General features: G+C 72.2%; 18 protein-coding genes and 1 tRNA gene. 3 read left to right on the forward strand and 16 right to left on the reverse strand.

Annotated elements, in window-relative coordinates; genetic code table 11:
* Positions 1-11 precede the first annotated feature (11 nt).
* The 14 genes from FS532_RS12495 to rplU all read right to left on the reverse strand — a co-directional run bounded on the left by FS532_RS12495 (position 12) and on the right by rplU (position 12,942).
* Positions 12-1,664 (reverse strand): DNA polymerase Y family protein, encoded by a 1,653-nt coding sequence (locus tag FS532_RS12495; RefSeq protein ID WP_260852668.1) that lies wholly within the window; start codon positions 1,662-1,664, stop codon positions 12-14.
* On the reverse strand, positions 1,661-2,485 hold the full coding sequence (locus FS532_RS12500; RefSeq protein ID WP_186322028.1) for a hypothetical protein: 825 nt from the start codon (positions 2,483-2,485) through the stop codon (positions 1,661-1,663). Before FS532_RS12500 ends, FS532_RS12495 begins: the two co-directional genes overlap by 4 nt.
* Before the next feature lie 94 nt (positions 2,486-2,579).
* Positions 2,580-4,103 carry an anthranilate synthase component I family protein gene (locus FS532_RS12505; protein WP_186322029.1) on the reverse strand — a complete coding sequence of 508 codons (1,524 nt, stop codon included), beginning with the start codon at positions 4,101-4,103 and terminating at the stop codon, positions 2,580-2,582.
* Positions 4,082-5,074 (reverse strand): aldose 1-epimerase family protein, encoded by a 993-nt coding sequence (locus FS532_RS12510; protein WP_186322030.1) that lies wholly within the window; start codon positions 5,072-5,074, stop codon positions 4,082-4,084. The genes FS532_RS12505 and FS532_RS12510 overlap by 22 nt, the downstream gene beginning before the upstream one ends.
* Positions 5,075-5,163: 89 nt before the next feature.
* Positions 5,164-5,239, reverse strand: a tRNA-Ala gene (locus FS532_RS12515).
* A gap of 107 nt (positions 5,240-5,346) precedes the next feature.
* Positions 5,347-5,721: a ribosome silencing factor gene (gene rsfS / locus FS532_RS12520; RefSeq protein WP_079238601.1), complete on the reverse strand. Its 375-nt coding sequence runs from the start codon at positions 5,719-5,721 to the stop codon at positions 5,347-5,349.
* 104 nt (positions 5,722-5,825) lie between these two features.
* Complete coding sequence (locus FS532_RS12525) at positions 5,826-7,250, reverse strand: hypothetical protein (RefSeq protein ID WP_144754758.1); 1,425 nt, start codon at positions 7,248-7,250, stop codon at positions 5,826-5,828.
* Complete coding sequence (gene nadD / locus FS532_RS12530) at positions 7,247-7,846, reverse strand: nicotinate-nucleotide adenylyltransferase (protein WP_079238599.1); 600 nt, start codon at positions 7,844-7,846, stop codon at positions 7,247-7,249. Before nadD ends, FS532_RS12525 begins: the two co-directional genes overlap by 4 nt.
* Before the next feature lie 11 nt (positions 7,847-7,857).
* Positions 7,858-8,058 (reverse strand): hypothetical protein, encoded by a 201-nt coding sequence (locus FS532_RS12535; protein WP_079238598.1) that lies wholly within the window; start codon positions 8,056-8,058, stop codon positions 7,858-7,860.
* 42 nt (positions 8,059-8,100) lie between these two features.
* A complete protein-coding gene (locus tag FS532_RS12540; protein ID WP_144754761.1) occupies positions 8,101-9,366 on the reverse strand; it encodes a glutamate-5-semialdehyde dehydrogenase in 1,266 nt (421 codons plus the stop codon).
* Positions 9,367-9,900: 534 nt separating this feature from the next.
* Positions 9,901-10,719 carry a glutamate 5-kinase gene (gene proB / locus FS532_RS12545; protein WP_260852669.1) on the reverse strand — a complete coding sequence of 273 codons (819 nt, stop codon included), beginning with the start codon at positions 10,717-10,719 and terminating at the stop codon, positions 9,901-9,903.
* Between the two features lie 7 nt (positions 10,720-10,726).
* Positions 10,727-12,268, reverse strand: coding sequence for a GTPase ObgE (obgE, locus tag FS532_RS12550; RefSeq protein ID WP_144754764.1), 1,542 nt, complete (start codon positions 12,266-12,268; stop codon positions 10,727-10,729).
* 99 nt (positions 12,269-12,367) lie between these two features.
* Entirely contained in the window at positions 12,368-12,619 is a 252-nt protein-coding gene (gene rpmA, locus FS532_RS12555; protein ID WP_022905368.1) for a 50S ribosomal protein L27, read from the reverse strand.
* Between the two features lie 14 nt (positions 12,620-12,633).
* Complete coding sequence (rplU, locus tag FS532_RS12560; protein ID WP_144754767.1) at positions 12,634-12,942, reverse strand: 50S ribosomal protein L21; 309 nt, start codon at positions 12,940-12,942, stop codon at positions 12,634-12,636.
* A gap of 178 nt (positions 12,943-13,120) precedes the next feature.
* On the opposite strand from rplU, the gene FS532_RS12565 reads away from it, so the two are divergent.
* Positions 13,121-13,393, forward strand: coding sequence for a DUF4031 domain-containing protein (locus FS532_RS12565; RefSeq protein WP_144754770.1), 273 nt, complete (start codon positions 13,121-13,123; stop codon positions 13,391-13,393).
* A gap of 367 nt (positions 13,394-13,760) precedes the next feature.
* On the opposite strand, the gene FS532_RS12570 is transcribed toward FS532_RS12565, so the two are convergent.
* Together FS532_RS12570 and FS532_RS12575 are read right to left on the reverse strand one after the other, a co-directional pair.
* On the reverse strand, positions 13,761-14,609 hold the full coding sequence (locus FS532_RS12570; protein ID WP_144754773.1) for a hypothetical protein: 849 nt from the start codon (positions 14,607-14,609) through the stop codon (positions 13,761-13,763).
* Positions 14,610-14,611: 2 nt separating this feature from the next.
* Positions 14,612-17,443, reverse strand: coding sequence for an Rne/Rng family ribonuclease (locus FS532_RS12575; protein ID WP_144754777.1), 2,832 nt, complete (start codon positions 17,441-17,443; stop codon positions 14,612-14,614).
* Between the two features lie 267 nt (positions 17,444-17,710).
* On the opposite strand from FS532_RS12575, the gene FS532_RS12580 reads away from it, so the two are divergent.
* Together FS532_RS12580 and FS532_RS12585 are read left to right on the forward strand one after the other, a co-directional pair.
* The gene (locus tag FS532_RS12580; protein WP_260852670.1) at positions 17,711-18,313 is read left to right on the forward strand and encodes a vitamin K epoxide reductase family protein; all 603 of its coding nucleotides are present in this window, start codon (positions 17,711-17,713) and stop codon (positions 18,311-18,313) included.
* Between the two features lie 111 nt (positions 18,314-18,424).
* Entirely contained in the window at positions 18,425-19,276 is an 852-nt protein-coding gene (locus tag FS532_RS12585) for a DsbA family protein (RefSeq protein ID WP_144754780.1), read from the forward strand.
* Positions 19,277-19,461 lie beyond the last annotated feature (185 nt).

The following is a 19,461-nucleotide window of genomic DNA, read 5'->3' on the forward strand; positions in this document are numbered from 1 at the left end:
ACTCGCGCGCGTCACGTCGCCACCGCCTCGGCCCACCACCGGTGGTCGGCGAGCACCAGGTACCACGCACGCCCCTCGGCGTCGACGAGCTGCAGCCGGTGCAGGCGTCGCCCGCCGGACTCCCACCAGCGGACGACGAGCGGCCAGGGCCCGGCCCACGCCGTCACGGGGTCGAACCGACCACCGCGCTCCCCCTCGGCCCGGAAGCGCTCGGGGGTCCCGGTCAGGACACCGCGGTCGTCGACGTCGACGGTGCCGCCGTCGGCAGCCACCACGTCGACCGGTCGGGGTCGGTCGAGCACGGTCGCCGGCGGCGGTCCGGGCAGCTTGCCGGGCCACGGACGGTCCCGCACGGTCGCCAGGGCGCGCTCACCGCCGACGGGGGCGTCACCCCACGGCACGAGCACGACACGCTCCGCCAGGGTGCGTCCGCCGCCGATGCGCGGTGTGACGACCCCGTCGTGTCCGACGAGTCCCTGCACGCGGGCGAGCCCGTGGTGGACCCGTTCGTCCGGGCCGGTCCCCCAGAGGCCGCGCTCGTGGTTCGCCGTGTCGTCCACGGCGACGGGTTCCAGGACCACCGAGACGACGGGGGCCTCGAGCCCGGTCGGGTCGACCCCGCCGGCGAGCTGCCAGCGGACCCGGTCGACCACGTCGGCCGCGTCGAACCACCGCGGGTGCACCCAGGTGCGCTCGAGCAGGATGTCCCGCTCGTCGAGGATGCCGACCCGGATCGTCGTGGCCACGAGGCCGGCGGCCTGCAGCCGGGCGGCGAAGTCGTCGGCCGACCGCCGGAACGCGAACGCGATCTGGTCGGCGCGGTCGAGCGGGGGTTCGAAGGCGGCCTCGACCCGGAGCTCCGGCGGGACGTCACGCGCCGCGACCGCCCGGGGGTCGCGCCCACCGGCGAGCCGGTGCAGGAACGCCCCGGCCACGCCGAACCGGTCGCGCACCTGTTCGTCGCCGAGCGCGGCGAACTCCCCGAGGGTCGTGATGCCGAGCCGCCCGAGCAGCATCGCGAGGTCGGCGTCACCGAGCACCCCGAGCTGCAGCCCGGCCAGGAACGGTGCCGAGCCGTCCACGGGCACGATCCGGACGCGCTCCCCGGGGCGCACGGGTCGGGCGCGTGCGGCCTGTTCGGCGGCGAACGGGGTGTCGGCGATCCCGGCTCGGACCCCGGGAGCGCCGTGGTCCGCCGCGATGCCCGCGAGGGTCGCCGCCGCGGCACGCTCACCGCCGTAGTAGCGCGCGGGACCCCGGGAGCGCAGCGCGAGGGTGCCGGGGCGCACGACCTCGACCCCGGGGACGGCTGCCTCGACCGCACGGATCACCGGTTCGAACGCCCGGTGGTCGAGGGCGTCGTCGTAGGACTGCACGACGAGCTCCGGGCACCGCGCCTGCGCTTCTCGCACGCGGAGGCCCCGCACGACCCCCTGCTGCCGGGCACTGGCGGAGCTGGCGTACACCTGCCCCTTCGCCACGAGCGCGAACGGGTGGTCCGGCGGCGACCCGGCGGCACGGGCGGCGGCGATGACCGGCCAGTCCGGGCACCACAGCACGATCGTCCGGGTCGGGGGCGGCTCGGGCAGGGCTCCCCCACGGGCGAGCGCGTCGGCACGGATCGACCGCGCGTCGGGCACCGCACCGCCACGACGGGGGCTCACGACGCCACCGCCACGGGACGGAGCACACGCCCGGTGTCCGACCCGGCACCCACGCCAGCGGCGGGGACGACGGCCCGCACCGTACCGTCCGCCGCGGGCAGCAGGAGCTCGGCGTCGACCGGCCGCACCGCCCCCGCACGCCCGGACGCCGACACCGTGGCCCGCCGCTCGGTCAGGAAGCCGTGGCCGTCCCCGATGCCGCTCCACTCGGACCGCGTCACCCGCAGCGTGACGTCCGCCCCCGGCCAGGACCCGAGCGCCACCAGCGCCCCGCCACGCTGCCGCAGGCGCGCCGACAGCCGGGAGACGTCACCCGGCACGACCCGGCCGAGCGGACGGGTGAGGACGATCTGCGCCACGTCCGCCAGGGCCGCGGTCACGGTGAGCCACTGGTCGCCCGGGTCCGGGACGAGCACGAGCCGATCGAGGTCGATCCCCGCGGCGGCGGCTGCCTCGACCCCGAAGGACGGGACGCCCACCACCGCGCACCAGGCACCGGCGGCCGAGGCGGCCTGCAGCATCGTCATCGCGAGGAGCACCGACTCGTGCACCGCGTAGGCGCCCCCGACCCGGATCGACCCGCCCGGCAGCAGGGGCGCGAGTGCCTCGGCGGTCGGCAGCCCCTCGGTGTCGACGCGCGTGGACTCCATCTCGGCGACCCGCGAGCGCAACGACGTGATGCGCTCGAGCGCCGCCCGGGCATCCCCGAGGTGGTCGACGCGACGCACCGGACGGGCAGGACCGGACCGCCCGGTCGACTCCTGTGGAGCCCCGGACGACCGGAGTGCCGCCGCCGTCTGCATGCCCTCATATTCGAACATGTGTTCGATGATGTCAACGAGGACCGACATCCTGTGGACAACCAGACCGAACACACGTTCGACACGCCGAATCCGCAGAAAAACCCAGCGCGACCTACCAGCGCGCGACGGCCCCCACCCCGGACAGCACCGACCGGGTCTTCGTCTCGACCTCGTCCGCCTCGTCCGCCGCCACCGACGACCACGTCACCGCGCCGCCGGCCCCGAACGTCCGCGACCGCACCGAACCCGCGTCGTCGACCACCGTCACCAGTGTGCGGATCGCCACCGACAGATCGACCGCGCCGCTGGCGGAGAAGTACCCGATCACGCCCGAGTACACGCCTCGGGGAGCCCCTTCGAGCCGGTCCGCGATCGCCATCGCACTGATCTTCGGCGCGCCGGTCATCGATCCCGGCGGGAACGCCGCGCGCACCACCGCCGCCCGCGAGGCACCGTCCGGCAGCACCGCACCGATCGTCGACACCATCTGGTGCACGCTCGCGTACGTCTCGACGTCGCAGAGCCGATCGACGTGCACCGACCCCGGCACGGCCGTCCGGAGCAGGTCGTTCCGCAGCAGGTCGACGATCATCACGTTCTCCGCGCGGTCCTTCACGCTCGCCGCGAGTTCCGCACGCACCGCCGCGTCCTCCCCCGGGTCCGCGCGCCGCCGCCGCGTCCCCTTGATCGGCTCCGCGGACACCGCCCCGGTGGCCTCGATCCGCAGGAACCGCTCCGGCGACCGGCTCGCCACGCGGAGCGGGCCGAGCCGCAGGTACGCACCGAACGGGACGGGGTCGGACGCGCGCAGTCGCAGGTACTCGGACAGGTGCGGGTCCGTACCGGGGCCGCGCCGCGCCTCCAGGCCGTCCGCCGGAACCAGCCCGAAGGCGGTCGTGAGGCACACCTGGAACGCGTTGCCGTCGCGGATCTCCGCGCGGCACGCGTCCACCGCCGTCTCGTAGACGGCCCGCGTGACGCGTCCGGTCGCCGCTCCACCGGCCGGGAGGCACGGGGGCACGTCGGCGACGTCGGCCGACGTCCGCCCGCTGGTCACCGTCTCGAGCCATGCGCGGTTCGCTGCGCTGGCCGCCGGTTCCGTGTCGGCCACCAGGGCGAGCGCCCAGGCGGCGCCGCCTGCGTCGACGACGACCGCGCGGTCCGTGAACCGCAGGTCGGCGTCCGCGTGCCCGTCAGCCGTGCGGTCGACGCCGCCGGACTCGCGTCCGAGCTCGTAGCCGAGGAACCCGACCCAACCGAGCGCGAAGCCGCACCCGGCGATCGGTTCCGGCAGCGCCGGCGTGCGCCCGAGCAGGTCGTCGAGGACCGCGAACGCCGGGGTGTCGTCGTGCCGGGACGGGCCGAACCACCGGTGCGACGACGGGGACACCGTGACGTCGGCACGGCGTCCCTCGTGCCGGAACCGGGCGGCGAAGGGGCCGTCCGTCAGCGCGAGGACCGACCAGCGCGCTCGGGCGTGCGCCGCTTCCGGGGCGTCCGGCGGCAGCGAGGAGTCGAGCCAGACGACGTCGCCGTCCGCCGCTGCTGACAGGGCCCCGAGGTCCGGGACGATCGGGAGGGCGCGGACCTCGATGCGGACGGCAGGGTCCGCCGTCAGACCGCGGCGATCGTCCACGACGCGGCGTGCGAGGCACCCGGCTCGAGCACGACGAGTCCGGCGTCCACACCGGCGTTGAACGCGTCCGGCGCGCAGGTCATCGGCTCGACCGCGAGACCCGCACGGTGGTACTCGGGGACGACGTGGTCGGCGGTGTGGACCTGCACCCACGGGCACTCCGGTCCGAACGACGCCCGGACACCGTGCCCGTCGGCCGCGGTGAGGAGGATCGTCGCGGTGCCGTCGGCGTCGCGGTCGAACCCCGTGTACGCGTGGTCGATGAACCGGTCGCCGATCAGCGTCGCGCTCCGCAGGTCGAACTCGTCGTGCACCGGTGCGAGCCCGGTCGGGATGAGCCGGTCCTCGGTGACCTCGAGCACCTCGGCGGCCGGGAGCGTCAGGGTCCAGTCGTCGACACGTCCCTCGCCGCCGACGAGGTACGGGTGCGGGCCGGTCCCCCACGGCGCGGCGTCGGGCCCGGTGTTCGTGCCGGTGATCGTCGTGTGCAGCCCTTCGGCGTCGAGGCGGTACTCGACGAGGACCTCGACGCGGAACGGGTACCCGGACTGCGCGGGGATCGTCGTGGCGAGGACGGCGCGGTCGGCTTCGTGCGCGACGGTCCGGAAGTCGGTCCAGGCGACCAGGCCGTGCAGGGCGTGGTGGCGGGTGGGCTCGGTGAGCGCGAGCTCGTGCAGGGTGTCGCCGTCGCCGTCGCCGTCGCCGTCGCCGTCGCCGTCGCCGTCGCCGGTGCCGGTTCCGGTCCCGGTCCCACCGAACCGGTACGTGCCGTCGACCACGCGGTTCGGCCACGGGGCCAGGACGGCACCGCGGAAGGCCGGACGGACCTCGTCGGCGTCGAACGGCACCACCAAGTCGCGGCCCTCGTACCGGAGCGCCCGCAGCGTCGCCCCCACCGAGGCGAGCTCGGCCGTGTAGCCGCCTGCGGCGATCGTCAGGGCGGAACCGGAGAGGGGGGCGTCGCTGCTCATGCGCTCAGCGTATCGGGACGGCGACGCGAGGTCGTCGATGCGTCGCGGCAACGGAAAACCCCCGCCGTTCCGGAGAACGACGGGGGTGATGGTGGATCTGAGGGGACTCGAACCCCTGACCCCCTGCATGCCATGCAGGTGCGCTACCAGCTGCGCCACAGACCCAAAAAGTGTTGCTTTCGTGCCGACCAGTTCCCCGGAGGCACCATAGAAGCGTACACCATGCGAACGCCGGGTGACGAAATCGTCGCCGCCACCCGGGCGCGTCGCGATCAGGCGGTGTGGTCCACCGGGAGCTCGAGCGGGATGGTCGGGCAGTCCGACCAGAGGCGCTCGAGCGAGTAGTACTGGCGGTCTTCTTCGTGGAAGACGTGCACGACGATGTCACCGAAGTCGATGAGGACCCAGCGGCCCTCGCTCCGGCCTTCACGGCGGAGCGGCTTGGCCCCGGCTTCGAGGAGGCGCTCTTCGATCTCGTCCGCGATGGCGAGCACGTTGCGCTCGTTCCGGCCGGTCGCGAGCAGGAACACGTCAGTGAGCTGCAGCGGCCCGGTCACGTCGAGGGCGACGAGGTCTTCGGCCTGCTTGGCGTCGGCCGCGAGGGCGGCTGTCTGCACGAGTTCCAGTGCGCGTGAGGAGGCGGTCACGGATTCCTTCCGGTCGTCGACCCGGGAGTGTCCGGATCGCTTGATGGGACCCGATCATAAGCCACCCACCGGCACCCGGCCAGGCCGTGCGTGGTGGGGAGGGCTCAGAACGGGTGGGTGATGAGGAGCGCGGCGACGATGACCGCGGCCGCGGCGACACCGACCGCACCGGCCGTCACGCCGAGGATGACCGGCATGCGCGACTCCTTCGGCTTGGCGGCGGCGAGGACGACCTGACGCGTCGAGGTGTGGCTCGACACCGCTCGGCTGGCACGGACCGGGCTGGCGTCCGTGTCGGGCTGCTCGTCGTGCTGCTCGAGCAGGCGGTCCACCTCGGCGCCGTCGATCGGCCGGTGCGACCCGGTCGAGGACAGCGACGCCGGCAGGTCGATCGAGCCGGTGAGGATGACCTCGCCCGTGGCGTTGAGCGCCCCGGTCGGGTCGGCGAGGGCCGAGTTCGGCAGGACGATCGCGTTCGTGTTCGTCACGGCGACGCGTCGGGTGCCGGTCTCCTCGTCGTGGATCTCGGCGTCGTTGGAGTCGTGCGCCTGCTGCGACCAGTGGCCCACCGGCGGCTCGAACGCCGTCGTGAGGGGCTTCGGCTCGGACGGGCGCTGGAACGATGCGGGCACACGGGGTGCGGCGTCCGCAGCGTCGTCGTCGCTCCCGGCGGAGCGCGGCGCGGACGTCGGCGCTGCCTGGACGGGGACCTCGTTCGTGTCGTCGTCGTCGAGCGACAGCGGGAACACCGCCGGCGTGGAGGACTCGACGGCGGGGTCACCGGTCGGTGTCGGCATCGCGGTCGCAACGGCATCGGCGTCACCCTCGGGCGCGTCGTGCGGCGCCCAGGTCGAGCGGTGCCGACGCGGCTCCTCGCTGTTGGCGACGGCGGTCTCGAGGGGTTCGATGGCGTCCGGCGAACCGTCGGCCTCGGTCGCCTGGGCGACGGCTGCCTGGTCCAACACGACGGTCTCGGGTGCCGGCTCGGTGTCGGCGCCGTCGGCCACGGCGTCGGGCTGGCCCGAGGCTGCTGTTCGGGGAGTCTCCTGCAGGGAGTCGACCGAGCCGAGCACGTCCTGCACGGTGCGGTCGGAGGACTGCGGCGTCGGGTTCTGCAGCGGAACGGGCTGGACCGCTCCGCCGTCGGCCTCACGCATGAGGCGGATCTGCCGACGGGTCAGGCCGCCGGAACCGGGGACGATCTCGGTCGCGGACGCCGGGGGCATCGCCGGGACCCCGGCCGGTGCCGAGGACGCCGAGGTCGGCGCTGCGGAGGCCGAGGTCGGCGCTGCAGCGGACGACGGTCCGGCAGCGGAGGCAGGCGCAGCGGACGTGGGCGCCGCCGACTGGGCTGGCGCGCCCGGTGCGGGCGCGACGTGCGATCCGGGACGGTGGCGGGTCTCCGGCTGTTCAGCCGGGGCCGCGACGGTCGGCGGCGGCGTCACGGGCTGTGCGCCGGCCGCGGCGGCACGCTCACGCTCGCGCGCCTGGCGCCGCGACAGTGGCGGCTGCGCGTCGGACGAACTCATGCAACGCTCCGATACAGATGGTGCTTGGAGATGTACTGGACGACACCGTCGGGGACCAAGTACCACACGGGGAAACCGCGTCTCACCCGGTCGCGGCAATCGGTCGACGATATGGCCAGCGCGGGAACTTCGAGCAAGCTTACGTCCCGTTCGGGCAATCCGGTGATGCTCAAGGCGTGTCCCGGACGCGTCACGGCGACGAAGTGCGCGAGGTCCCAGAGACCATCATGGTCTTTCCAGTCGACAATCTGCTGGACGGCGTCTGCGCCGGAGATGAAGACGAGCTGCGCATCCGGCCGCTGGTCGTGCAGATCACGGAGCGTGTCGACTGTGTAGGTCGGCCCTGGCCGGTCGATGTCGACGCGGCTCACGGTGAACATCGGGTTCGACGCGGTCGCGATGACTGTCATGAGGTATCGGTGCTCGGCGTCGGTCACGCCCGACTTCATGTACGGCTGACCGGTGGGGACGAAGACCACCTCGTCGAGGTCGAAGGCACGAGCGACCTCCGACGCCGCCACGAGGTGACCGTGGTGGATCGGGTCGAAGGTGCCACCCATCACACCGATGCGAGGGCGGCCCGTGCTCTCGAGCATGGAGTGGCGCGTCAGATCTTGGTGTGGCCGAACTCGTCGACACCCGTCTCGTGGTGGCGGGTGGCCTCGAACTTCTGCGAGTGACGGTAGGCCACGTCACGGAAGCTCCAGGTCACGAACCCGAGGAACGCGAAGAAGAGCGCACCGACGAGCGGGAAGACGTACGCGGGGACGCCCGAGGCGTGCTCAGCGGCTTCTGCGAGGAAGGTCATGTGTCCGATGCTCCGTTCGGTCGGGGGAAGTCGCCGTTCAGTCTAGCCGCGGATCTGGCCCTGCCCGCGCACGATCCACTTGGTGCTCGTGAGCTCGGGCAGTCCCATCGGCCCACGGGCGTGCAACTTCTGGGTGGAGATCCCGACCTCGGCGCCGAACCCGAACTCGCCGCCGTCGGTGAACCGTGTCGACGCGTTCGCCATCACGACGGCGGAGTCGACCTCTGCGATGAAGCGCTCGGCCGTGTCGACGTCGTTCGTCACGATCGACTCGGTGTGGTGCGTCGACCACCGGGCGATGTGCTCCATCGCCGCGTCCACGTCCGGCACGACGCGGATCGAGAGGTCGAGGTCCATCGACTCCGTCGCCCAGTCGGCGTCCGTCGCGCGGAGCACCCCGGGGACGATCACACGGGTGGCGTCGTCACCGCGCAGGGTCACCCCGGCGGCGCGGAGTCGGTCGGCGAGGGCCGGCAGGAGCCGCTCGGCCGCACGCTCGTGCACCAGGAGCGTCTCGAGGGCGTTGCACACGCTCGGCCGCTGGACCTTGCTGTTGAGCACGATGTCGACGGCGCGCTGGAGCGGCGCCGACTCGTCGAGGAACACGTGCACGACCCCGGCGCCGGTCTCGATCACGGGCACCTGGGACTCGGTGACGACCGTCTGGATCAGGGAGGCGCTCCCGCGCGGGATGAGGACGTCGACCAGCCCGCGAGCCCGCATCAGCTCGGTCGCCCCGGCGCGGCCGAACTCGTCGATGGTCTGCACGAGTTCCCGCGGCAGGCCCACCGAGGCCACGGCGTCCTGGAGGCGTGCGACCAGCACGGCGTTCGTCCGCTGCGCAGCCGATCCCCCGCGCAGGACCACGGCGTTGCCGCTCTTCAACGCGAGGCTGGCGATGTCGACCGTGACGTTCGGACGCGCCTCGTAGATCGCGCCGACGACCCCGAACGGCACCCGGACCTGGGTGAGCTGCAGGCCGTTCGCCAGACGCGACCCACGGACGTGCTCCCCCACCGGGTCGGTCAGTCCGACGACGTGCTCGACCGCGGCCGCGAGTGCCTCGATCCGAGCGGGGTCGAGGCGCAGCCGGTCGAGGAGTCCCCCGGACAGGCCGCCTTCTTCCCCGGCCACGAGGTCGCCGTGGTTCGCGGCGACGATCTCGTCAGTGGCCGCGCGCACCCCGGCCGCGATCGCGAGGAGCGCTGCGTCCTTCACCGCGGTGGTCGCCGTGGCGAGGGCCGACGACGCGTCGCGGGCGGCGACGAGCTTGTCGGTCAGGGTCGGTGCGGGTGCGGTCAGCGACATGGCTCGATTCTAGGCGCGGGCCCTCGCCGCGTGACGGCGGTCAGGTCCGCCTGTGGACGCGGCCTGGAGGCGCACCTCCTGTGGAGGGATCGGCCACCTGTCCTCGAGTCGGCAGCGCCCCGGAACAGGCGGGCTCGTCCGCCGTCGAGCGGTCACGACGTGCCGCTCACGGCCGCCGAGCGGGCGAGAACGGTCACCGATCCGCGCCGAGCGGGACGTGTTCCACCCGCTCGCCGAGCGGGACGGGTTCCACCGCTCGCCGAGCGGGACGTGTTCCTCCCGCTCGCCGACCGCACCAAGCGCCGCCCCCACCAGGGCGCCGACCGCACCAGGGCGCGCCGAGCGCCGGGGCCGAGCCGCGCCTCCAGTCCGGAGACGCGACGAAGTCGCGCAACACGCCGCCTGCCGATCGCCGAGGTCGCACGACACGCCGCGAGCCGTCGCGTGTGGCGACAGATCGAGCGACCTCGCGGCTCCGCGCCGACCGCGCGCCGACCGCGCGCCGACCAGCGCGCCCAGCCGGGAGGAACCCGCTCAGGTGCGGGGCGCCGCCTCGAACCAGGTCCCCACCTGCTCGCCCGCGAGCGCCCGCTCGACGAGCGCCGTCGCCGTCACGAGCACCGACGTCCCCGCCTCGGCGGCCAGGCGGGCGGCAGCGACCTTCGTCCCCGCTCCCCCGGTCCCGACGCCCGCGGCACCGATCGAGCCGAACGTGACACCGGCGAGCTCGTCCCCGAACGGCACGTGCGTGATCGGCGCTGCACCGGGCTGCTCCGGCGGCCGCGTGTACAGCGACTCGACGTCGGAGAGCAGCACGAGCGCATCGGCCCCGAGCAGGCGTGCCACGAGGGCCGCGAGCCGGTCGTTGTCGCCGAAGCGGATCTCGTGGGTCGCGACGGTGTCGTTCTCGTTCACGATCGGCAGCACCCGCAGTGCGAGCAGCCGGTCGACCGCCCGCTGCGCGTTCACCCGGTGCGTCGGGTTCTGCAGGTCCCCCGCGGTGAGGAGGATCTGCGCCGCGACCACACCGTGCCGGTCGAGTTCCTTCTGGTACCGGAACATCAGGACGTTCTGCCCGGTCGCCGCAGCCGCCTGCTGGGTGGCCAGGTCGTCGGGGCGGCCCTCGAGACCGAGGAACGGGAACCCCGTGGCGATGGCGCCGGACGACACGAGCACGACCTCGGTCCCCCGGGCGTGCGCGGCCGCGAGGGCGTCCACCAGCGGAGCGATCTGCGCGGTGTTGTCACCACTGACCGACGACGACCCGACCTTGACCACGATCCGCCTGGCACGCGGGAAGTCCTCGCGCCGGGTGACGGGTCCGAGGTCGGTGCGTGCGGTCGTGTCGGTCATGCTGCGGTCAGTCCCTGTCGTCCTGGTCGGATGCGGCAGGGGACAGCTCCCCGTCCTCCGCCCACAGTCCGGCGATGCGCTCCTGCTCGAGCTCGGCACGCGCGGCCGCCTTGGCGTCCATGCGTTCGAAGTACTCCTCGCGACGCTCGCTGCGGGTCGGCCGCGAGGTCGCCCCGATGCGGGCGTCGGTACCGCGGGCACTCGTGATGAGTTCGGCGGTCGAGGTGAGGGTGGGCTCCCAGTCGAAGACCGTGCCGCCGTCCCCACCGATGACGACGGTGGACCCGGCGACGGCACCGGCCTTGAACAGGCCGTCCTCGACGCCGAGCTTCGCCAGGCGGTCGGCGAGGTAGCCGATCGCCTCCTCGTTGGTGAAGTCGGTCTGCTGGACCCAGCGCTCCGGCTTCGCACCGCGGATGCGGTAGAAGCGGTGCTCCTCGCCGCCCTCGGCGCGGATCGTGAACGGCTTGTCGTCGACGGCCTTGGGACGGAGGACGATCCGCTCCGGCGCCGGCTCGGCGGCCTTGGTCGCACGCGCGGCGGAGACAACGTCGGCCAGCGCGAACGTCAGTTCCCGCAGGCCCTTGCGGGACGCGGTGGAGATCGGGAAGACGCGGTAGCCGCGGCCCTCGAGCTCAGCGGTGACGAACTCCGCCAGCTCGGCCGCCTCGGGCACGTCGACCTTGTTGAGCGCGATCATCTGCGGACGCTCGAGCAGCGGCACCTGGCCTTCCGGGACCGGGTAGCGCTCGAGCTCGCCGAGGATGACGTCGAGGTCGGTGATCGGGTCGCGGCCCGGGTCGAGCGTGGCGCAGTCGATGACGTGCAGCAGGGCTTCGCAGCGCTCGACGTGGCGGAGGAACTCGAGGCCGAGGCCCTTGCCCTCCGATGCGCCCTCGATCAGGCCCGGGACGTCCGCGACGGTGAAGCGGGTGGAACCGGACTCGACGACGCCGAGGTTCGGCGTGAGGGTCGTGAACGGGTAGTCGGCGATCTTCGGCTTCGCGGCGGAGATCGCGGCGATGAGCGAGGACTTGCCTGCGCTGGGGAACCCGACGAGTGCGACGTCGGCGATCGTCTTCAGCTCGAGGCTGACGTCGCCCGACCAGCCTTCGGTCCCGAGGAGCGCGAACCCGGGGGCCTTGCGCTTCGTGGTCGAGAGCGCGGCGTTGCCGAGACCGCCCTGACCACCGGGGGCGATCACGACGCGCATGCCCGGTTCGGTCATGTCGGCGATCACCTCGCCGTTCTCGTCGTGCACCACGGTGCCGATCGGCAGGGGCAGCTCGAGCGTCTCGCCGCTGATGCCGCTCCGCATGTCGCCCATGCCGGGCTGGCCGTTCTTCGAGGAACGGTGCGGCGAGCGGTGGTACCCGAGCAGGGTCGTCACCTGCGGGTCGGCGACGAGGACGATGTCGCCACCGTCACCGCCGTTGCCGCCGTCCGGGCCGGCGAGGGGCTTGAACTTCTCACGGCGGACCGACACGCAGCCGTTGCCGCCGTTCCCCGCGGTGAGGTGCAGGGTCACGCGGTCGACGAAGGTCGCCATGGGTCCACTCCTAGGTGTTGCACGAGCTGTTGCAGAAAAGAGAACGGGAGGGGCGGGCACGTGGCCCGCCCCTCCCGCAGAGTCAGATCGTCGGTGGTGTTACGCGTTGACGATGTTGACGACCTTGCGGCCGCCCTTGGTGCCGAACTCGACCGAACCGGCCGAGAGGGCGAACAGCGTGTCGTCGCCACCGCGGCCGACGTTGGCGCCCGGGTGGAAGTGGGTACCACGCTGGCGGAGGATGATCTCGCCGGCGTTGACGACCTCGCCACCGAAGCGCTTCACGCCGAGGCGCTGTGCGTTCGAGTCACGACCGTTGCGAGTGGAGCTCGCACCCTTCTTGTGTGCCATCTTCTACTCCCGCCTTACGCGATCGAGGTGATCTTGACACGGGTGAGCTCAGCGCGGAAACCCTGGCGCTTCTTGTACCCGGTCTTGTTCTTGAACTTCTGGATGACGACCTTCGGACCACGGAGGTCCTCGAGCACCTCGGCGGTGACGGTCACCTTGGCGAGCTCGGAAGCCGCCGACGTGATCTTGTCACCGTCCACGAGGAGCACCGGGGCGAGGTCGATGTTGCCCTTGTCGTCTGCCTTGGCGCGGGCGAGGGTGATGATCGTCCCGACCTCGACCTTTTCCTGACGGCCGCCGGCGCGCACTACTGCGTAAACCACGTGGAAATCCTTACGTATTTCTGCTTGAGGGAAGTCTCGGGTGCCCACTTCTGCACGAGCGGCTCCCGGAGGCCGGGCCCGATCGGCGACGCAGGCAGAACGGCCCGCTGACACCAGGGATCGAGAATACTCGATGCCCCCAGGTCCGGTCAAACGGCGACACACGTACGATTGCCGTGTGACCGTGTTGATCGACCCGCCGACGTGGCCCGCTCACGACACTCTGTGGTCACACCTCGTCAGTGACTCATCCTACGACGAGCTGCACGCGTTCGCCGAACTGGCCGGAATCCCGCGCCGGGCGTTCGACCACGACCACTACGACGTGCCGCTCTCCCGGTACGACGAACTCGTCGCCGCCGGGGCCTCGGCGGTCACCGGTCGCGAGCTGGTGCTGCGGCTCATCGCGAGCGGGCTGCGCGTCGCGCAGCGGGACAAGCGCGCGCTCTGACGCCGCCGGGCCGGGCGCGGACCCGGAACGACAGGCCCGACGTCGTACGACAGCGGAGACGTCGTCACCCCGCGCGCGCAACACCGCGCGCCCGCAACGTACGACCACCCCGACGTCGTACGACAGCGGAAACGTCGCACCGAGTCCGCACGGCGCGGCCCGACTCACCGCGCACCCGGACACCCGGCCTGGAGGCACGGCGCGCCCCCGCCTCGCCGCGCACCTCGCACGGTGCGCAGCCGGCTCCGCATCGTGCGAGGTTCCGCCCGCGGTGCGAGGGTCGGAGCCTCCCACCGGGCGCGGAACCTCGCACCGTACGCGCGCAGCACGCAGCACGCGGCGCGCGGCGCGCAGGCGCGCTGACGCGTCAGCGCGGCGCCGGACCACCCCACGGGTTGGTCGGGGGCTGCTGGCCGCCGTACGGCGGCACCGGCGGCTGCTGCGGCACTCCGTGCTGCGGTGCCGGGGGCTGCACGGTAGCGGGCGGCACGGCGTCGGCCGGCCGCACGGTGCCCGGCGTGCCCGGGGATCCCGGCGCACGGCGCCCACCACGCGGACGCCCGAGCCACAGCCACGCCGCGGTCGAGGTCGCGAGGAGCATCACGGTGAACGGGACGCCGTTCTGCAGCGGGGTCGTGAAGACGTCGATCACCAGACGCGCTCCCCCGGACCGGATCGCACCGACGGAGCCGGTGAAGACCCCGACGAGCGCGAGGGCGATGGTGCCGGCAGCCCCGGCGAGCACGGCACGGAGGAGCACCGTGGGCAGGGGGCTGCGGCGGGCGATCGGAGTCAGGAACGCGAGCGCCAGGAATGCGCCGGCGTAGAACGGGAACGGCGCGAGGAAGACCCCCGTGACGAACCCGCTCACCAGGCTGTCCCCGGTGCCGTAGGTCGAGAACGGGTGCACCACGAGCGAGGTCCCGATCAGCCCGATCATCCCGGAGACGAACTCGACGAGCACGAGTGACACGACGGCGATGAGCGCGCCGGCGGTGTTCGTGACCGAGGCGCCCGGCGCCCAGGCCTTCCTCGGATCGGCCGGCTGCCGGGGCGGACGCGCAGGTGCGTACGGCCCGGCAGCGTACGGTCCGCCGGGCTGCGACGGCGGTGCGGACCGGGACGACCCCGGCTGGGGCGGTGCGGGCTGCGACCAGCCCGCACCGTAGTACCCACGATCCTGCTGCGACCGCTGCGGGTCACCCGGGTTCGACATCGTCAGTTCCCCAGGATCACTGCGCCGTCGTCGGTGGCGTCGCCCTCGGCGGTCGCCGGTGCACTGATGCTCGGGGACGAGACACGGCGCGACCGCGAACGACCCTGCCCCGGCTGCTTCGGCTCCGGGAGCGCCTGCAGGACGGAGTCGAGCAGGGACTCGGCGTCACCGCTGACCTTGCGCGGCTCGCGCTTCGTGGCGGCGATCGGGATGTCGAGGATCGCGACGGACGTCTCCGTCGGGGTCACCGGTGCGCTCGAGCTGACCCGGCGACGGGTCGGTGCCTTCGCGGGCTCGGCGGCCTCGGCGGCGGCGGGCACGACCTCCGGGACGGCGGCAGCAGCAGGCTCGGGCGCGGACGACGGCGCGGCGGACTCCTCGGCGGGCTCCGCGGTGGGCTCGTCGATGGGCTCGGGTGCGACCTCGGTGGTGGCGTTCGCGTCGGGCGCGCCGGCACCACGGCCACCGCGGCGACGACGACGCTTCGACCCGGAGGCCTGCTCGCCGTGCTCCTGCCCGGACGACGACTCGCCGTTCTCCGGGGCCGAGGGCGCCGAGGGAACCGACGCTGCCGACGGCGCGGACGAGGCCGACGCCGGCGTCGCTGCACCCTCGTGCTCCTCGTGCGGGATGGTCGACGCGGCGATGCGCGACAGGGCGTTCTTCACGTCGTCCGTGATCTGGTGCGCCTGCGACGAGGAGCCGTGCGAGGACCCGGCGTTGCTGCCGCCGTTGCCGTTCGACCCGTTGCCGCCGCCGTTGCCGTTGCCGTTCGACCCGTTCCCGCTGCGGCCCTTGCGGCGACCCTTCGAGGGGCCGGGGTCCGCGTTGTTGTCGTTGACCTGCGCGTTGACCTCGTCGAGGGACTCGCGGAGACCCACACCGATCTTCTTGCGGGTCATCTGCACGAGCCCGAGCGAGGTGACCTCGGCGACCTGGTGCTTGGTGCGGTCGCGGCTGAGGCACTCGACGAGTCGGCGCAGCACCAGGTCGCGGTTCGACTCGAGCACCATGTCGATGAAGTCGACGACGATGATGCCGCCGATGTCGCGCAGGCGGAGCTGTCGGACGAGTTCCTCGGCGGCCTCGAGGTTGTTCTTCGTGACCGTCTCCTCGAGGTTGCCGCCGGACCCGACGAACTTCCCCGTGTTGACGTCGACGACCGTCATGGCCTCGGTGCGGTCGATCACGAGCGAACCACCGGAGGGCAGCCAGACCTTGCGGTCGAGGGCCTTCTCGATCTGCTCGTTGAGGCGGTGCTCCTCGAAGGAGTCCGGTCCGTCGTAGATCTCGACGCGGTCCTTGAGGTCGGGCGCGACGGCGGTGAGGTACTCGTCGATGGTCTCGCGCGCGGCGGAGCCGTCGATGATGAGCTTCGTGAAGTCCTCGTTGAAGACGTCGCGGACGATCTTGACGAGCAGGTCGGGCTCCGAGTGGAGCATGACCGGTGCCTGGCCGTTCGCGACCTTCTTCTGGATCGCCTCCCACTGGCTGGTGAGGCGCTGCACGTCGCGGGTCAGCTGCTCCTCGGTCGCGCCCTCGGCAGCCGTGCGGACGATGACGCCGGCGTGCTCGGGGAGGACCTCCTTGAGGATCTTCTTGAGGCGAGCGCGCTCGGTGTCCGGGAGCTTGCGCGAGATGCCGTTCATCGAGCCGTTCGGCACGTACACGAGGTAGCGGCCGGGCAGCGAGACCTGGCTGGTCAGGCGGGCGCCCTTGTGGCCGACCGGGTCCTTCGTGACCTGCACGAGGACCTTGTCGCCGGGCTTGAGCGCGGCCTCGATGCGGCGACCGTGGTTGCCGGTGTCGACCGAGTTCCAGTCGACCTCGCCCGCGTACAGCACGGCGTTGCGCCCGCGACCGATGTCGACGAAGGCCGCCTCCATCGAGGGCAGGACGTTCTGGACCTTGCCGAGGTACACGTTGCCGATGAGCGACACGTTGTGCGACTTGGTCACGTAGTGCTCGGCGAGGATGCCGTCCTCGAGCACGCCGATCTCGATCTTGGAGGCGCTCGACCGGACGATCATCTGGCGGTCGACGCTCTCGCGGCGCGCGAGGAACTCGTCCTCCGTCACGACCTGGCGACGACGACCGGCGTCACGCCCGTCGCGACGACGCTGCTTCTTCGCCTCGAGTCGCGTCGAGCCCTTCACCTTCTGCGGCTCGGTGATGTACTCGACCTCGCGCCGGCGCGGCTCCTGGTGGTCGCGCGGCTCGCGGTGGTCACGCGGTTCGCGGTGCTCGCGCGACTCACGGTCGGCGCTCGTGCCACGGCGACGCGAACGACGGCGTCCGCCGCCCTGCTCGTCGTCGTCCTCGTCCCGCTCGTCACGCGGGGCGCGGTACGGCAGCTCCGGCAGGACGGGGGCGTGGAAGATCAGGCTGAGGGTGCTCGTCGCCTTCGGGACGAACGGCTCCTCGGCGGCGGGTGCCGCGGGCGTCTCCGGTCCTGCGGGTGCGGCTGTCGCCGCTGTGTCCGGACTGGAGGCGCGGTCTGCCCCCGCCTCGTCGCTCACCGTCGGCGCCGTGGTCGCGTCCACCACCGGCAGGTCGCCGGTGAGGGTGCTCACGTCGTGCGGCTCGTCGCTCGGGCTGGCGACCGCGTCGACCTCGACCGAGACCGGCACCGCGTCGGCGGGCTGGACCGATCCCGACGTGGCGACCGCCTCGTCCGTCAGCGCGACCGTCTCGTCGACGGGAGCCGCCTGCGCGGCGTCACCCCGTGCCTCCAGGCTGCCCGCCGACCGGGCGCGACGGCCGCCGAACAGGCGACCGCGACGCTTCGGTGCGACTTCTTCGTTGTTCGTGTTGTCGTTGTTCTGCTCCACCATGGACCTGGTGCACTCCTTGACCCCGCTCGCGCCCGTGTCGGGCGGCGGGAACTCTGTAGTTGTGACGGGTGGCGACCACGCCCCCGCGTTCGCTGTCTTGTGACCGGTGCGTCGCGCGCATCCTGGCCACGGTGCGCTCTCACCACACCTGATCGTCCGGGCGGCGCCCGGAAAGCTCTCATCGTCGTGCGGATGGCCGCACGACCTCCGACGATTATCGCATGCCGCACCCGGAAAGGACCGGAACGGGCGTGCGATGATGACGCCGTGAGCTCGCCAGCACCTGCCGCCCGCCGTCCGATCGCCATCGCGGTGTTCCTGTTGATCACCGGCGCCGTCGGTCTCTACGGGTCCTTCTCGCTCGTCCTCGACGAGTTCGCGAAGTACGCGGACCCGAAGAAGGTGCTGTCCTGCGACGTCAACCCGTTCATCAGCTGCTCGGACGTGATGGCCAGCTGGCAGGGACACCTGTTCGGATTCCCGAACCCGCTGCTCGGCGTGATGGGCTTCGTCGCGCCGATCGCGGTCGCGGTGATGCTGCTCGCGGGCTTCCGGAACGGCTCGCGGTGGTTCTGGATCGCGTTCAACGCGGGCGTCTTCCTGGCGTGGGTGTTCGTCACGTGGCTGTTCACCCAGACCGTCTGGTTCATCGGCGCCCTGTGCCCGTGGTGCATGCTCGTGTGGTCGATGACGATCCCGATGTTCTGGGTGTTCACGATCTGGAACGCCGCGCAGGGACGCTTCGGCGCCCGGACGCAGCGACTCGGGCGTGTCCTGCTCCCGTTCTGCTGGGCGTTCCCGCTGGCGAACTACCTCTTCATCGTCGTCACGATCCTGATCAAGTTCCCGACGATCCTGCAGTCCTTCTGAGCCTCGGCTGAGGGTCGTCGATGACTCGTCGATGACGCGTCACCGAATTCCTGGGTGCTTCCCAGCCAGCAGGGCCGATCCGCGTTCCCGCGCGACCTACGCTCGAACTCGATGAGCGAGAACGAGAGCAAGAAGGCACGTCGGGACGCCGCGCGGGAACGCGCACGGGTCGCCCGCGTGCAGGAACAGGCGCGACGCCGCCGCAACCGGACGCTGGGCATCAGCGGGATCATCGTCGGCAGTCTCGCGGTCATCGCGATCGTCGTCGTGGTGATCGCGAACTCGGTGCAGCCCGCCGGCCCCGGGCCGAGGAACATGGCGAGCGACGGCGTCCTGCTGCACGGGGTGGAAGGGAAGATCGTCCCCGTCGAGACGAAGGCCACACCGGAGGGCGGGAAGCCGACGCCGACGAAGCAGGACGACTCCGTCGCGAACATCACGGTGTACTCGGACTACATGTGCCCGTACTGCAACCAGTTCGAGACGAGCCAGATGCCCCAGATCCAGCAGTGGGTGCAGGACGGCTCGGCGACGCTCGAGCTGCACCCGTTCAACCTGCTCGACCGGGTGTCCCTCGGGTCGAAGTACTCCACACGCTCCGCTGCTGCCGCCGCGTGCGTCGCGAACTACGACCCGGACGCGTTCCTGGCCTACAACACGTCGTTGTACGAGAACCAGCCGTCGGAGAGCACGCGAGGCCTGACGAACGACAAGCTCGCGTCCCTGGCGAAGGCCGCCGGCGCCACGAACAGCGAGGTCGCGTCCTGCATCACCGGGCAGCACTTCGCCGGGTGGGTGGCCGACGCCACGAACCGGGTGCTGAACGAGGCGATCCCGAACTCGTCGCTGGCGAAGGTCACCGGCACCCCGACGGTCATCGTGAACGGCAAGCAGTACAACGGGTCGCTCACCGACACGGACGCCTTCGCCGCGTTCGTCGAGCAGAACGGCGGCGCCGCGTAGCGCTCCGCGCCCGCACGGGTTCGCGCACGCGTCCGCGTCCGCGTCCGCGTCCGCGCCCGGGTTCGCACGCCGAACACGACACCGCGCGAGTCGATCGACGAGCGTGATGTCGGTCGATGTGCCCGCATCGGATGCACGTGCACCCTCCGACACGACGCGCGTCGATCGACTGGCGGAATGTCGAA

This window comes from Curtobacterium pusillum (assembly GCF_007673235.1).
Taxonomy (GTDB): Bacteria; Actinomycetota; Actinomycetes; order Actinomycetales; family Microbacteriaceae; genus Curtobacterium; species Curtobacterium pusillum_C.